Annotated in this window: 10 protein-coding genes and 1 riboswitch; of the genes, 6 read left to right on the top strand and 4 right to left on the bottom strand. The window is 37.1% G+C overall.

Going from position 1 to position 16,187, the window contains the following annotated elements:
- Positions 1-176 precede the first annotated feature (176 nt).
- The gene (locus V7138_RS13075; RefSeq protein WP_335397994.1) at positions 177-785 is read left to right on the top strand and encodes a flavin reductase family protein; all 609 of its coding nucleotides are present in this window, start codon (positions 177-179) and stop codon (positions 783-785) included.
- A 681-nt stretch (positions 786-1,466) separates the two neighbouring features.
- On the opposite strand, the gene V7138_RS13065 is transcribed toward V7138_RS13075, so the two are convergent.
- On the bottom strand, positions 1,467-4,115 hold the full coding sequence (locus V7138_RS13065) for a tetratricopeptide repeat protein (RefSeq protein ID WP_335397992.1): 2,649 nt from the start codon (positions 4,113-4,115) through the stop codon (positions 1,467-1,469).
- 239 nt (positions 4,116-4,354) lie between these two features.
- Here V7138_RS13065 and V7138_RS13060 point away from each other — a divergent pair, with 239 nt between their 5' ends.
- Positions 4,355-7,597 (top strand): cell wall-binding repeat-containing protein, encoded by a 3,243-nt coding sequence (locus tag V7138_RS13060; RefSeq protein WP_335397990.1) that lies wholly within the window; start codon positions 4,355-4,357, stop codon positions 7,595-7,597.
- Positions 7,598-7,666: 69 nt separating this feature from the next.
- On the opposite strand, the gene V7138_RS13055 is transcribed toward V7138_RS13060, so the two are convergent.
- Positions 7,667-7,798: a hypothetical protein gene (locus tag V7138_RS13055; RefSeq protein ID WP_335397988.1), complete on the bottom strand. Its 132-nt coding sequence runs from the start codon at positions 7,796-7,798 to the stop codon at positions 7,667-7,669.
- A 17-nt stretch (positions 7,799-7,815) separates the two neighbouring features.
- A riboswitch (cyclic di-GMP riboswitch) is annotated at positions 7,816-7,903 on the bottom strand.
- Positions 7,904-8,021: 118 nt separating this feature from the next.
- Complete coding sequence (gene tagU, locus V7138_RS13050; RefSeq protein WP_335397986.1) at positions 8,022-8,978, bottom strand: polyisoprenyl-teichoic acid--peptidoglycan teichoic acid transferase TagU; 957 nt, start codon at positions 8,976-8,978, stop codon at positions 8,022-8,024.
- A 232-nt stretch (positions 8,979-9,210) separates the two neighbouring features.
- Between tagU and V7138_RS13045 the strand changes: the two genes are divergently transcribed.
- From V7138_RS13045 to V7138_RS13030, 4 genes are all read left to right on the top strand, one after another.
- Entirely contained in the window at positions 9,211-10,023 is an 813-nt protein-coding gene (locus V7138_RS13045) for an SGNH/GDSL hydrolase family protein (protein ID WP_335397984.1), read from the top strand.
- Between the two features lie 161 nt (positions 10,024-10,184).
- A complete protein-coding gene (locus V7138_RS13040) occupies positions 10,185-11,627 on the top strand; it encodes an MBOAT family O-acyltransferase (RefSeq protein WP_335397982.1) in 1,443 nt (480 codons plus the stop codon).
- A gap of 12 nt (positions 11,628-11,639) precedes the next feature.
- Positions 11,640-12,611: a hypothetical protein gene (locus V7138_RS13035; RefSeq protein WP_335397980.1), complete on the top strand. Its 972-nt coding sequence runs from the start codon at positions 11,640-11,642 to the stop codon at positions 12,609-12,611.
- 130 nt (positions 12,612-12,741) lie between these two features.
- Complete coding sequence (locus V7138_RS13030; protein ID WP_335397978.1) at positions 12,742-14,214, top strand: asparagine synthase-related protein; 1,473 nt, start codon at positions 12,742-12,744, stop codon at positions 14,212-14,214.
- Positions 14,215-14,433: 219 nt separating this feature from the next.
- Here V7138_RS13030 and V7138_RS13025 read toward each other — a convergent pair whose 3' ends face one another.
- Positions 14,434-15,903 (bottom strand): hypothetical protein, encoded by a 1,470-nt coding sequence (locus tag V7138_RS13025; protein WP_335397976.1) that lies wholly within the window; start codon positions 15,901-15,903, stop codon positions 14,434-14,436.
- Between the last annotated feature and the right edge of the window lie 284 nt (positions 15,904-16,187).

Below are 16,187 nucleotides of genomic sequence, written 5' to 3'. Positions count from 1 at the left end.
TTCTTAAAAATTTATCGATTTACATGCCACTATCGCGACTAGGCCTCTTATAAGTTACGGATTTTCTTGGGAGTAATTGAAGGGTTTATGTAAGTTAAGTACGAAGGAAAATGAAATTTGAAAAATATAATTCAATTTATGGATTTGAGTTACATAATAGTTAGGGAGGAGCTAGTATGGAAATTTACACAAAGGACTGTTCTCCAACTGAGCTATATAAATTAATGTCAGGAACGATTGTTCCTAGGCCAATTGCCCTCGTTTCCACCAAAAGTGCGGAAGGTATTTACAATGTTGCCCCATTCAGTTTCTTCAATGTCATCCACCCACCAATGGTTATGTTTTCGGTTGGAAATAGGAAAGGTGATATAAAGAAGGATACAGTCCTTAATATTGAACATCACCCGGAGTTCGTTATCAATCTTGTAAATGCTGAAATGGCCCAACAAGTCCATAATGCGGGTGCAGAATATTTACCGGAAATCAATGAATTTGAAGAGGTAGGATTTACACCAGTTACTGCCAAAGTTATTGATAGTATAGCCGTGAAGGAAGCTCCTATTAAAATGGAATGCAAGCTAGATCGCATTATTCCTGTAAAGGACAGTAATATGGTCCTTGCAGAGGTGATTCACTTTGATATAGATGATACAATCTACCAAGGTAATTTCAAAATTGATTTTGAAAAGTTAAACCCAGTTGGCCGATTAGCTGGGAATATGTATACGCATATAAAACCTTATTCATTAAAAAGGACATACAATCCAGATAAAGTGCTGAAATAATAAATAAGGTTAGGTTTCAAACGATATGGCATTTTACCTAATGAGACGAACGTATCTACTATGAATATTCTCTAACTCTAATCGCCAGTCTCCTTCCAACTGTCTAATTTCCCCACATAATCTACCGTATATATTGGTCCGTTTTAGGCAGAATTGTTCTTTCTTTTTATTTTTAATGGGACATGGGACAAGTTTCATTAAGTATTTTATGTCGCTTTACCATAACACAAGCCCCAAAACTAATATTTGAATAATTCGATACGGAAATAGGAAGTCTCCCTAAAAAAACTTGATATCCTCCGTCTCGATTCAAATAAGACAAGGATACTTACAATGTTATCACGCAAAGTATACGAGCAAATAAAACTTGAAAGTATTGAAATATTTTAAGAAGTGTAAGATTGTTTTGACTGAGGAAGAGATTGATAGACTTGAAATTGCAGACTTTGGGTTAAATAGAGTGAGAGAGCATGGATTACAGTTGATGGTATACACCAATACGGAAATACCTTGCATTGGTTCCAAGCAGGGGACGAGGGAGCAATCGTATCCGAATTTTCTACGATGAGCACTAATGAATATAACGTGTTTACGGATCAAGAAATAAAAAGAATTCCTGAAAAAGAGTAGAAAACAGGCACAACAAGCATTTAAAATCCGCTCGTTGTGCCTATTTTGTAATTAGTGAGTGTGGGACAAGGAACCTGTCTCGGTGTCCTTGCTTTTCTTCCAAATCCGTTCGTTTTGAACAAGCCTTGTTTCAAATAGCTTCAACGGATCGTAGTAGATTTCTGGGTTAGATTTCATTTTTGCTAATGTTTCTTTATCATCTTCAACTCGACCCTTAATTTCCTCAATCGTCCTGGAAAGTTCCTCTAGAGAGTCCTTATAGAATAGTCCGATATCCTGCTGAAGTGACTTATTGAAAAAGTCGAATTGCTGCCAAAACTTTGTTTGGATTGATTCAACAATATCCTCGTAGGACGCATTTTCTACAAAACGCTTGTACTGGTTAAGCATGTATGTTTGCTGTTTTTGTGGCAACAAGCCTAACACTTTGCCCGCACCCTTAAGCAACACTTGTGATGGGCTCCGACGAAGCATGATATTTTCCTTTGCAATTTCAATTTGATAAGTCATGCGACTGATGTCACGACGCCAATCCTCGACTACTTTAAAATCACATTGTAGATTGAGCTCTTTTTCGGGATATCCTTCTGCAAGTGATTCAGTCATGTCATTTAAGTAGTCCTGGGTAGCCACTAATATTTGATTTGAACTTTCGAGCCAATCCTGAAGCTTTTCGGAAAGATTTGGAACAATCTCTTGTTCAAATAAACGTTGAATTTCTTCATTCATTTTTTCATTTAACTCAATGTGTAGTTGGTTTAGATTGCTTTCTTCTGTAATAACCTCTGAGCAGCCAGAAAGGATTTTCGGAATCTTTTCAGAAAGCTCGCGCTTAATCTCGGAAATTACACCCGCAAATGATTCCACAATTTCTTTACTTTGGCCCATTTCCTTATCGTATAAACTGTTATTAAACCCAGTTAATCGGGTGATAAACTCCTCGTTATGTGCGATTACCTCTATCAGCTTGTTTTCTGCGTCAGCCCGCTTTTTAAGAAGATTGGATATTGTTTTTCTTAGCAAAAACAAAATTTTTCCAACACGATTGACATTACGGAAGCTTTCTTTTACGGCACTCAGTGAACTATTAAATGAATGAATCCTCGCATCCGGGAAGTATTCCTTGATTTTTTCACCGATGTAAGGATTTCGTAATATGAAATGGACAGGAATATCCTTGGCGGAATGCTGAATTTGAGCAAGATAATCTAAGTCCAATTCTGTAAGAGATTCTGCTTCATGCACAAATAGAACGCCATCAACAACAGGTAAAAATCCAAAGGTTTTCCGTTTTTCCATAAAGTACTCGTTGAAGCCAGTCGTATTCAGCCTTAGTCCTGCCGTTTGTAATGGAACGGAAGGCAGGGTTGCCTCTATAATCGAGTCTGGACTTGTTACCTCTTCGAATGTATCCAGTAGACTACGGGCCGTATCGGTCACTTCAATTAGTTCCTTCTTTTCTCCATATTGGATACTTGTAAATGAAGAAAGAGATGGAGTTCGAATTTCTTCTTCTAAAATCGAGTTAATGAAAGAACCTTTCCCTTTACCGATAACAAGTAAGTTCGTTGTATCTCCATCAAAAAGTTGATCAAAGCCCCATACCAAACGTTCGCTTGTTTCAATATTATTCCTACGAGCCCACTCGATAATCGTCTCCATGAAGTGGTGACAATCATTCATGGAAATCTTGCTTCCTTTTGCATTTTTTAGGACAATTTCAGCTTCTTTTACAATCACCATTTTAATGGCTGAAGGAAAAATGTCATCCCACGCAAGGATTGCAGCTGCAGCATTTAATCCATTTGTTGCGGTGGTTGTATTCAACCAATTAATCAGCAACTTTGGCATTAGCACTCCGATGTCACGCAATAAATAATTTCCGGTTGTAAGTTCGATGTATGCTTCTTCAAACAAACCGGTAATTGCATGCCAGGACTCATACGGATTAATCTCTAAATCCTTCATGATTTGAATGACTGACTGGAGCCAGTCTAAATGGCTGTCCGTGTTTTTATAATTACTCCAAGTTGCTGCAAGTAGCTTTTTAAATCTAGGTTGATCCAATTCATATAAGTTTCGTAACACGGAAACGAATGTATCCGGTGTAAATGTACTGATATGTCCAGCCTCACCATATGTAACTAATGCGTCAAACCAAAAAAGGTCACTAGTTCGCTTCGCCTCATTAATCGCAAGTTCAACTGCATTTTTCCAATCTCCCTGTTCCTCATAAAATCGCTTAGCAATCGATGTTAGTTCAGGATAATCTGGGTTTCCGTCAATTGCTTCCTGTAGAACTCGATACGCAGCATCGATTTTTTGATCCTCAAGATAAAGCGAGAACAAGCTTAGCGAAACCTCACTGGTCAGAATTTTATTTTTTGAAATAATAGAGCCATATACTTCTTCCGCATTTGATAGCAATCCAAGCTCATAATATGCGTCGGCAATATTTTTCTTAGCCCATGGCTCCAGATCATTATTGATATTCTCCCATTTATAGATAGCCGCTTCATAATCCTTGTAATAAAAATAAAGCTCCCCTTGAGCAAAGCGTATATGGGACAGGTCATACAGCTCTTTTTCCTGCTCAGCCATATATGCCTCGCCAAGGATTTCGACCGGATGCCTTTTATCATTTTCAGGAATTAACGTTTTATAATACGTTTTTGTGATTAATTCATTTTCTGATGTCATTTGTAAACCTCCATTGATACAGTGGTTCTGAAAAAAATGTTCAATTCACCTTTAAGGTATTCGAATACCCAATCATACATATATACGTTGCGTTTGTGAAGTTTATGTCTGCCCGTATCGATTAAAAGATTGTGTCCCTCCTCTGCTTGTACCTGGTATTAAATTAACATTTATACATTAATTTGAAAGAATATGGTAATATGTTACTAGTTTAATAGTTTGAGGAAGGATGTCAAAACATGAAAAAGGTATTTATTTTAGTACTCGGATTACTGTTGGCGATAGGGCCAACGTTAACGAATGCGCAATCTTTAGCGAAAACTGGTGATCCCCGGTCCGATCAAACTCTTCATGCAAGTCTATCTACTATTGATGAACCTAAGTTAGCGAAAGAACATGAGGAGAACTATCAGGATCCAACGAATTATCCACTGATTGAAAAAGGGGAAATGGTGGATACTTTATTTGATAGTTATGAAGGTTATCATGCTTTTTATTTTGAGGAGGTCCTTCCATCAACTTATAGTGCTGAGAATATGACGGTTAAATTGAACTATCTTTCTGAATTCCCCTATGAAAAAGACCGCTATATAACCATTGAATTTTTTAGAGACAATGGGAATGGGTTAGATTTTCTCGGAACAAGCGATTTTGATTTATATGGCTTTTCCAATGGCTCTTTGCTAACCGATATCCCAATCACTGAATTTGAGGGGCAAGAATTTATTTATATGAGGATAGGAATCTCTCAATCTCGTTATGATGATTACTATCAGGATACAACGACATTCAAGGTGACAAATCCATTTTTAAATGAGGGTGAGCCAACGCCAAGTGACACATATGTTGTAATTAGTAATGAATCGACGAACGAAAAAGTGTCACAATCTACTGGATCATTTAATGTGCAGGAGATTCCTTATACATTGGATGAGGTGTTAGAGCAAGGATCCTATCGAATGGACGCAAACTTCCAAATCGATCCTGCCAGTGAGGAACTAAGCATCGTGCAGAAACACTCGAAATCCATGGCAGCAGCATACAAGGTCGGCGATACGAAGCCATTCTGGGTAGTGGATACACGGAACTCCAAGCCGTATCAGATTTCTGCAAGATTAGCTTATAGTGGTTCAAAAGCGGATGTTTGGGTACATGCAAATCAAATTACGGATGCCGATGCGACAGCCCTTGGAAAAGAATTTGAAGATCATATTTACGAAACAATCACCACCCATTTTGGGAAGGAATCTGATGTCGATCAGAATGGGAAAATAAATATTCTTACATTTGATATACAAGATGGCTTTTCAGGATCTGGAGGTTTTATTGCTGGATATTTCTCCTCAAGAGACCTGTTTCCAATGTCCTATTCGAATCAATCGGAAATCTTCTATATTGATACGTATCCAACAATGGGTCTAGGTTCTACAAAAAATGTCTCAAATGCATTTGGAACGTTAGCTCATGAGTTTCAGCATATGGTCAATTACAATCAAAATGTCCTTGTAGAAGGTAATACCTATATGCCTACTTGGCTAAATGAAGGTTTATCTGAAGCAGCAGATCAAATGTATCAAGGCAGCGGACTTTATGATCGGTTAAATTATTACAATCTATCAAACTCCATTAGAAATGGACATTCACTTCTTAATTGGAGCGGAGATGTATTATCAAATTACTCATTGTCCTATTTATTTTTACAATATGTGAAAATCCAAGCTGGGCAAGGGGATCGAATCTTTAAAGAAATCATAACGGACCAAGCTAATGACTATCAGGCGATTGAAAATGTTGCCAAGAAATACATCAGTCCAGATATGACTTTCGGAAAGCTGATGACGAGTTTTAGACTTGCTTTGTTTTTGAAAGAGCCAACTGGCTTATATGGTTTTAAAGGAGATCCATTCTTCGATGCGCTTGAGGAAAGACTTTATCTTGGAGGACCAACAAGTTTACTTGGTGGTGGTGCAATTGTAACGCCAATTTCAGCAGGTGATAACTATCAGGTTCCAGCAGATAAAGGAGCAGATGTTACCTATACTCTATTAGGAATGGACGAAGTAGATACAACAGCCCCTGCAAGTCCTGTTGTCTTCCCAGTTGGAGATTCAGACACATTGGTTAAAGGTACAGCGGAAAAAGATGCTAAGGTAACGGTAAAAATTGGTGCGAATACGTGGATTGGTCATGCTGGGGGTACAGGAGAGTTTTCGATCAGTATTCCAAAACAAAAGGCAGGCACGGTAATCGAGGTGACTGCTGAAGATAATGCAGGAAATGTGAGTCCAGCAACAAAAGTAACGGTTGTTGATAAAACGTCACCGGCAGCACCAAAAGTAAACAGTGTATCAGATTTGGATGAAGTTCTAACGGGGAACACTGAAGCGAACGCGACTGTAGTTGCAAAAGTTTCTGGAAAAGAAATTGGACGTGTAACTGCAGATCGTAACGGAAGCTTTAAAATGACGATTAAAAAACAAGTGGCAGGAACTGTAATTGAAGTGGTAGCGGTTGATAAAGCTGGAAATTCAAGTTCAGCCACAACCATAAAGGTCACTGACCAGCGTCCAACTCTTGAAAAATTGGTTGGTGAAAATAGATATGAAACAGCAGTAAAGGTTTCAAATGCGGGATGGGATAAAGCCAATACTGTCCTTTTAGTGAACGGAGCAGCGATTGCAGATGGATTAACAGCAACTCCATTGGCATCCGCTGAAGGTGCACCAATTTTGCTTACCAGAAAAGACAAATTACCGGATGAAACATTAAAGGAAATTAAACGGCTGAATGCGAAAAAGATTATCTTAATCGGCGGAAAAGATGTGATTACCTCTAAAGTTGCAAATGCCCTTACATCACAAGGGTTAATAGTATCTCGAATTGGTGGGGAAAATAGATTTGAAACATCTCTACTGATTGCCCGGCAATTAGATAAGTTGGTAGATGTGCACACCACTTACATGGCCTATGGTTTAGGTGAACCAGATGCATTATCGATTGCGGCACAGTCTGGGCAAACTAAGCAGCCAATTATTTTAACACGAAAAGAAAATGTTCCAACTGAAACATATAATTGGCTTAAAACAGAAGCATTGAAGACATCGTATTTTATTGGCGGTACATCTGTCATTGCGCCTGATATCATCAAGGAAATGAATAAAATTACGAGTCAAGAAGTGAGTCGCAATCGTTTGAGCGGGGAAAAGCGCCAGATCACGAACGCGAAGGTGATTGAGGCATTCTATAAGGATTCGGATATGCAGTCGATTATGGTCGCCCACTCTAATTCTAAGAAACTGGTAGATGCGCTAGCTGCAGGTCCTTTAGCAGCCAAATTAAAAGTACCTGTATTACTCGTTTCGACAAAAATAGAAGACTCACAAATAAAAGTCATTTCTAAATTCCAAACGAAACAGGTTCACCAAATTGGCGGAGGAATTGAAGATAAAATTGTTAATGACATTGTAGACTTAATGAATTAATCAAGAAAGACGGTTCTCTTAGCTTTAGTGTAAAAACGTAAAGCCGAGGGAACCGTCATTTTGCCTGTCTCATATGTTATTGGCTAGGAATGTGGCAAGTGCACTTATTCCAATAACAGCAACTGGTATTGAAGTGTAAAGTAGTATTTTATTTCTACTTTTTCTTCTTTCTACCTCTTCAGGTGTTAACCATTGTGACACGCTTTTTACCTCCTCGTTTTGATAGCTGGCTGGCATAGTCTTCTAAGACCTTAGCCCCTCTAGTTTTGCGCCAACCTTTTTTCAAAGGTTTTGCCATTTCATACGACGATAACTATTTTAATATCGGATTATTTTTCCAAAAATACATAGTTCTAAAGTCCTATTTTCTAAAAGAGTAATAGTCGAATCCTATAACATAAAAAAAGCGAAAAGCCTATGCGGCTTATCGCTTTGTGATATTTTCACCAAGTTGTAGATGTTCTTTTAGCATCGAAGAAATAGCAAGACGCTCTTCTTCAGGAACAATATAATAGTAAATACCATCAATACGAGAACCAGAGCCTTTCACCATTGATTGCTCTAGACTATGTCGTGCGTCTTTATAATTCTTTTGGATATCTACCATTTCGTTAAACGTTAGATTTGTTTGGATATTTGCTCCAATTGCTTTAAGGATATCATCAAAGTTTGTTAAAGATGAGAAGCTTGCACCCTTATTAATCACACCCATAATGATTTGTCTTTGGCGATCTTGGCGACCAAAATCTCCTCTTGGATCTTCCTTACGCATACGGGAATAGGCCAAGGCTTCTCCACCATCTAAGGAAATTTGCCCTTCATTAAATGTAAACCCACCATAGCTAAATTCAAAGCTGTTATTTACAGTTATTCCTCCGACTGCATCCACGATATCTTTAAAGCTTTCCATATTCACTTGTACAAAATAATCAATAGGAATATCTAAAAAGTTCTCGACTGTGTCGATGGCCATCTCAGGACCTCCAAATGCATAAGCATGGTTAATTTTATCCTGATAGCCTCTTCCAATAATTTCAGTTCTAGTATCACGAGGGATACTTACCATTTTCATAGATTTATCGGTAGGATTCACTGTTAACACAATTAAAGAATCCGAACGACCTCTATCACCGGCACGGGCATCAACACCCATTAATAAAACTGAAATTGGATCTTGTTCCTTAAAAATAACTTCATCTTGACGCTTTTCTGATTTTTCTCTTTCAATCGGTTTATGCATGGAAGCGACTGTATTTTCAACAGAATTATATAAATAAAAAGCATACCCGCCAATCGATAAAATGATTAGGCCGAGAAAACTTAAAATACCAATCATCCATTTTTTTGTCTTACTCATTTTTTTCTTTTGTTTTTTCTCCATACGGATCTCCCTTTTTGTATGAAAATGTAAATACTATAAGATTATATTCCTATTTGTAAGGTTTGACAACAAGTAAAAAGGGTGTCAAATATTTACCAAAAAAGGAATTACTATATTGTATTCTAACAAATTCCGATAAAATACTACATTAATTTTGCAAAAAGCTATAAAAGATTTTGAAATATTGTATAATATAGGCAATTAGTAGTGAATGGTTTGGGGGATTTTAAAGTTGAAAAAGATAATTGTAACAGCGGTCATTATTCTATCGTTAGTGGCGGTAGTCCTGGGGAAATTACATTGGGACGACAAAATTGCAGCATCTGCAACTTCAACTAGTAATGAGAAAACAAACATAAAAGTGGAACCTACAAATGAAGAATCTGGCAAGGAATTAAAACTGAAGGAGATACAGGGCCTTGCAAAGAACTTACCTGAGGATATCCAATCAAAATTTAGTTCAGCAGTAGAAAATGGCAAACCTCTTCATCTTGTTATTGCTGGTTCAAGTGCAACTCCTGAGGAACCAGCAGGGTGGCCAAGCCTACTAAAGGAAGAGTTAGAACATACATATGGGACAGATATTCTAAAAGTCACAATCAAGGAAATACCGGACAAAACATCCTCCGAGGTTGTTCAAGAAGGCTTATACCAGGAAATTACCGATCTTTCTCCAGATGTTTTATTATTTGAACCATTCATTTTACATGATAACGGAAGGGTCCGGTTTGAGGAACGGTTAGTTAACATTACAACGATTTTGGATGATGTGAGAGAAACACTTCCTAACGTATCCATTCTCCTTCAACCGGCAAATCCTTTGCATCGAGCAATCTACTATCCAAAAGAAGTAGAACAGTTTCAACAATTTGCAGCAGAAAATAACTATACCTACTTGAATCATTGGGAGGCATGGCCTGACCATCAAACAGATGCCATTGCCGAATTTTTACTAAAAGGTGGTACACCAAATGAAAAAGGGCAAGCTCTTTGGGCCGATTATTTGGTGAACTACTTCATTTCTACTCCACAATCGAATGATTAACATGAACGAAGCGATAATCAGACGTTGATTATCGCTTTTCTTTTTTATGTGTTAAAAAAGTACATTGTAGTAAATTGACATAGTTTGGAGGGTATAGGAGAATAATGTCGTTACATAATTTTACTCTACACAATTAAGTTCATTGAAATGGAGTAGTCTACATGCTTTTTAATTCACTCGAATTTATTTTTGTATTTTTACCCGTTGTTTTTTTAGGATATTTTCTTTTGACAAAGTACAAATGGATTCTTGCATCTAAGCTATGGTTAGTAGGGGCATCTCTTTTTTTCTATAGTTGGTGGAATATTATGTATCTACCGCTCATCCTTGCGTCGATTCTAGTTAACTATTTAGTAGGTTCGTTACTTGGAAAAGGTAGAAAACATAAATCACTTCTTGTCGCGGGTATTATGTTTAATGTTGCCTTACTCGGCTATTTTAAGTATTGTGATTTTTTCATTTCAAATATGAATGCTGTATTTGGGATGGATGTACCTTTATTGCACCTCCTTTTACCACTTGGGATTAGTTTCTTTACTTTTCAACAAATTGCATTCCTTGTGGATGCGTATCGGCAGGAAACAAAGGAGTACAATTTTTTAAATTATGCTTTATTCATTACGTTCTTTCCTCAATTAATTGCAGGACCGATTGTTCATCATCAGGAGATGATGCCGCAATTTGAGAAGAACAGGAATAAACAATTAAACCATCGTAATCTTGCGCTTGGCTTGTTTATTTTTTCAATTGGTTTATGTAAAAAGGTTGTCATTGCTGATAGTTTTGCCGTTTGGGCCAATCAAGGCTTTGACGAGGCGGGAAAGTTAGATTTCATTGGGGGATGGATTTCTTCCTTATCTTATACCTTTCAATTGTATTTTGATTTCAGTGGATATACAGATATGGCGATAGGAGCTGCCCTGCTTTTCAATATTAGATTGCCATTTAATTTTAATTCGCCTTATAAAGCCTTAAATATCCAAGACTTTTGGAGCCGTTGGCATATGACATTGGGTCGTTTTTTAACAAAGTACATCTACATTCCACTTGGCGGGAATCGGAAAGGAATGTCCAGAACCTACATTAATATTTTTATCGTTTTTATGATTAGTGGGGTTTGGCATGGTGCTGGTTGGACCTTTGTCTTTTGGGGATTTTTACATGGTATCGCCTCGGTAATACATCGGTTTTGGAAAAATTCAGGGTTTAAGCTCAATCCATTTATTGCATGGTTCATCACCTTTCAATTTGTGAATATCGCATGGGTATTCTTCAGGGCCACCTCATGGGAGAGTGCGACTAAGGTATTAAAAGGAATGTTTGGATTCAATGGGATCAATCTTCATGAATATGTACCAGAGACACTACCGTTTCTGCAAAATATAGGGATAGAGTTAGGGGAGCATGCACTGCTTGTCACTGCTGTTGCAGCAATTTGCGCAGGTATCCTTGTTACAACCTTCAGTAAAAATTCTCTACAATTGGCAGAATCTCTACGACCTAATTTTCGATATGCTTCCGCTTTTATCGTCTTGACGAGTTTTAATTTAATTTGGATCATTTACCTCGCTGTAAAAAGCGAATTCTTGTACTTTAATTTTTAGGGGGTAGTGGAAATGAAGCAGTATAAGAGGTACGTTATTGTTTGCTTAGTTTCTGTTGCCGTTATTTTAGTTGGAATCATGACGATATTAGAGGTTTTTACGCGCCAGATACTCATCCCTAGTGATGTTGTCGCTCAAAAAGAGGTTATGGTCAAACAAAAACGAGATCAAATCGAAGTAGTGAGTATTGGTGATTCCCATGTCATGAATGGGATGGATATAAGGGATGATGATTTCTTTAACTATGGCATTTCGGGTGAACCTGTTCCATTGGGCTATTTCAAAACAAAGTGGCTAATTGAAAATGTAAAAGACCTTGATACTCTCCTTCTTCAATTGGACTATCATATATTTTCTTACTATCGTACGACTGATGTTGGGCATTTGGCCAAACAGTATCGGAAATATATTGATGAGGACGTGAGTGAGGAATTAGGAGATTACCCAAGTGCACAAGACTTTTTTGAGAATCCATTTTACTCTTTGCAGGTTAATTATCGACCGATTGTCCTTCGAACGTTTTTTGAATACCTCCAGGGAGATGAATTACATCGACCGAATATTCAAGACAATGGGGTCATTACAGGAACGGATCAATTTACGGATCGAACACCTGAAAAAAGGCAGAGAATCGCACAAGCACGGGTCAACCATCACCTCTATAATAATGAGTTAATCATTGATGGGATGGTTGATTACTATGAGAAACTCATCAAACTTGCCCAGGACAATGGAATTGAAGTTGTTTTAATACGTTATCCATTAGCCAATGAATATTTACAATTGATTGATGAGGATGTCGAAGCAAAGTTTGCAAAGACGGTTGAAGAAATCACATCACAATATGATGTGCGCATCCTTGACTATCGGAATGTATTTACTGAGAAACAGGATTATTTTAGCAATGAGGATCATCTCAATCAAGAAGGTGCAACTAAGCTAGGCGAAATTGTGAAACAAGACCTTGACCGTGACTGGGAATAGTTGTTGGTGGGAAGGTAGAAAATAAGGAATATTTCTTCTTGCATAATTTAATGGTAGAGGTAAAATTGAATACGTGGAATTTTGGAGGGTCATCTCCAAAAAATGACGACGTTAATATGGAGCTGATAGCGTGTTTCAGTATTATAATACCCTTGGTTTTATGAATCCTTTTTATATGAAGAATGAGGATGGTTTAACCATTACACATGATTTTAAAGAGATACTTAGTAAACTAGGACAACCTAAGGTTGATCCAGTCTCAATTATCGAAATGATCAATTATCAGTACTTCTTTGCGGATCGTACGATTGTAAAAGGAATCAATAAAACTCCGTTTATGGCGAAGCCTTCAGAGGACATGAAAAATTGGGAGTATGCCGAGGTTCCTAACCACGGTCACATTCAATCCATGACTGAAAAAGAAGTGGCAGGGGAATTTTTCAAGAAGCTGTCAACTGAGATAAAGGAATTTTGTGGGGATGCGAAGACCGTAGGGATTTTACTATCCGGTGGTATGGATAGTCGAATGGTTGCCGGTGTCCTAGACAAATTGATTAAAAATAAGGAGCTTTCCTGTAAGGTTGTTGGCCTTACTTGGGGCTTAAAGGAATCCAGAGATGTTGTCTATTCTGAAAGAATCGTAAAAAGCCTTAACTGGGAGTGGATTCATTTTGAAATGGGCCCCGAAACACTGTTAAGGAATATGAAGGTTTCTGCAGAAAGAGGCTGTGAGTACGGGCCGAATCATCTGCATGCTATGCCTGATGTAGCAAAGCTAGAGGGAATTGACTGTATTCTTGCTGGAAGCTTCGGGGACAGTATTGGCCGCGGTGAATACTCAGGAATCCATTTTACAAATTTGAAGCCATTAGGCTCGAATATTTCAAATAAGTTTCGAATTCTTCAATCACTTGTTTTTGAACAATATAGTCCAGAGGTTCAAACAGACGTTACAGCCTATAATCGACTGTTCCCGAGATCTGAAGACTATCAAACGAATGAACTACAACGCCAGTCGCATTATATGCGCAGAATGCTAAATCCTTGTATGAATGTGATCAATCAAAGCATTCCACTCTATCAGGCGTTTACAACGCCAGGAACGTTTGGGTTCATGTGGTCATTAGATGGTTCGCTTCGAAATGATAAGGTTTATTTCCATTTCCTTGATTTACTTGATCCGAGCCTGAAGGAATTACCATGGGCTCGTACAGGGAAATTGTTTATGGTAGAAGACTCGCCAGTTCTAGACGACTTACCAAAGTCTTATCATAAATATGGCGAATGGATTCGAAATGATCTATACAGTGAAATAAAAGATAGAGTTCTTTCTACACAAATTGAGAAGCTAAATATTTTTAATATGGATGCTTTAAAAAGTGTGTTGGAATACAATAAGAACTATGCGCAAGGTGCTAAGCATAATCGAATCGATGAACTTACTTTATGGCTTGCTACTCTTTCGTTATTTCTCGAATCAAATCCTGCAGTATCCAGTGATATTCAGGAAAGCACAACCATCATGGATATCGTAAACGGAAAGCTTGCAGCAAAAGCCAATGTATTTGCCTACAACAAAGCAGCGCAATTATTGAAAAAATAGACAAAAAAGACGGATTTTCGCATATGTCGAATCCGTCTTTTTTTTGTATATGTTTTTCATCTTTCTTTCAATTTCCGAGGAAATACTCCAAAAAAATCCTGCAAATTTCTCCAATAAATGATACTGCACTCCATAAGTTTAGTCTGAGTTTATAGTGGGAGTGTTCAATCTGCAGTAGGTTCCGATGAAAAAAGCGCACCATTACGGTACGCTTCATGATTATTTTATAGTCTTAAGTGTAAAATCTTCTTTCCTAGGAATAACTTTGTATACACCTTCAACATCATCCGTAGATACATAATTTCCTAAAAATTTATTGATGTCTTTGTCACTGTCTACAACGACCAAATAATGAGATTTGTTCAAGTGTCTAACGAATGATTCTTGTTTTTCATTTGTATCTAAGCTTCTAAAAATATAATAATTGTTGGATAGTTGTTCGTAACTCAAGACGTATCTAAGGTATCCTCTGTCGTCTTTACTGTTTGGACTATAATATGTGACTGTGGGTTGCTTTGCCCCAGCCATTTTAATTGTATTAAATTTCGTTTTTACATCTAACCGTAGTGAGTTAGTAACGTCAGGCCTTGAGAGTAATGTATTTATATTCTCGTGGAAAGGATAAATAAATATGAATCCCAAGCATAATGTTGCTGTTGTTTTTAGAACGGCGTTTTTAAGTGTAAAATTAGCTTTTGACCAATGAAGAATAATAGCGGTCATAAAGACTCCTATTATATATATGACCACTGTCGAATGGTATCTACTAAACCCAGCTAATCTAGCTGCCTCATTTTCTGGCATGAGAAATAAGTACATGAGATACAATGTAAAAATATATAGAACGTAAAAGATGTTCATGATGATCCAAACGGACATTAACAATTTAGGGGTTTCTTTTGTTTTTCTGTACGTCCTAATCATAAACAAAAGCAATAAACCATTTAATAAGAGCATTGATATAACATTGTTATTTGTGGGGTCTGTTGCTTGTTTAAGTAAGTTAGGGCCTAATTCTCTAATTACTTCTTCTGATTTATCTATAGTAAGTAATCTGTCAGGTGTGATTGCAAACTTATTTTCCTCGTAAGATTCATTCGGATAGGCCGTTTCAGTATATTGGCCCCATAAAAAGTTAGTAAAGAGAGGAAATATTAATACTGCTAATAAAGAGATTAAAATGATCGTTCTTTTTTTACTTTTAGTAACTTTTCCTTTTATTTCATACGAATAGATAATCCATATAATAATGGCAACATTTATGATGAAAAACAGCTTTCCACTATCTTTTATTAGTAATAATAATATTAGGATAGGAGTATTTGTTAGAACGTTCCTTACCCAATCATTTTTATAATAGTATGCAATGATTGTAATAGAAAGAGCCGTAACACCTAACAATGTATCAACAAGTAAATTGTAAATGTGACCCTCAATAACAAATAGTAACGAAATTCCTGCAAGAAAACTTAAGAATATCTGGACTGGATTTCTCCAGTTTGCAAAAACCTGGAGTACGATAATATTTGAAATAAGTAAAAAGCCTTGGGCCATTAACATGATACTTTCAGAATAACCTACAACTTTACCTATGAAATACATAAAAACAGCACTTCCAGGGGGATAGTTCCTAAATAAAATCATAGTGGTATCATTCGGAAGCCCGTTTATCCGAAACATTTCTTTCACAATTAAACCCCAGTGGCTGAAGTTATCATAATGCAGATAAATCATTCCACGTAGTAGTACCATCAGTAAAAATGACAAAATGATAAAACTGACTGTGGACGGCACAATCAGCTTTGTGATTTGAATCCTATTCTTAAGACGTAATAATGCAAAGATCCCGAAAAGTACTACTCCTGAATAGAATAAAAAATAAACCATATGAGGCAAGAAGTTTAAAAGTCCTGCAAAAAAACACATGGACGTGATAAATGAAAATACAAAGATAGGAATAAAGGCAGCCTGCA

Source organism: Bacillus sp. JJ1533, assembly GCF_036965045.1.
Classification (GTDB): domain Bacteria; phylum Bacillota; class Bacilli; order Bacillales; family Bacillaceae_L; genus Ferdinandcohnia.
Note: the sequence above shows the minus strand (reverse complement) of the source record. Positions and strands in the feature narration are given on the sequence as shown.

Coding starts and splice junctions, on each gene's coding strand:
- V7138_RS13075 (WP_335397994.1), top strand. CDS start 177: ATGGAAATTTACACAAAGGACTGTTCTCCAACTGAGCTATATAAATTA.
- V7138_RS13065 (WP_335397992.1), bottom strand. CDS start 4,115: ATGACATCAGAAAATGAATTAATCACAAAAACGTATTATAAAACGTTA.
- V7138_RS13060 (WP_335397990.1), top strand. CDS start 4,355: ATGAAAAAGGTATTTATTTTAGTACTCGGATTACTGTTGGCGATAGGG.
- tagU (WP_335397986.1), bottom strand. CDS start 8,978: ATGGAGAAAAAACAAAAGAAAAAAATGAGTAAGACAAAAAAATGGATG.
- V7138_RS13040 (WP_335397982.1), top strand. CDS start 10,185: ATGCTTTTTAATTCACTCGAATTTATTTTTGTATTTTTACCCGTTGTT.
- V7138_RS13035 (WP_335397980.1), top strand. CDS start 11,640: ATGAAGCAGTATAAGAGGTACGTTATTGTTTGCTTAGTTTCTGTTGCC.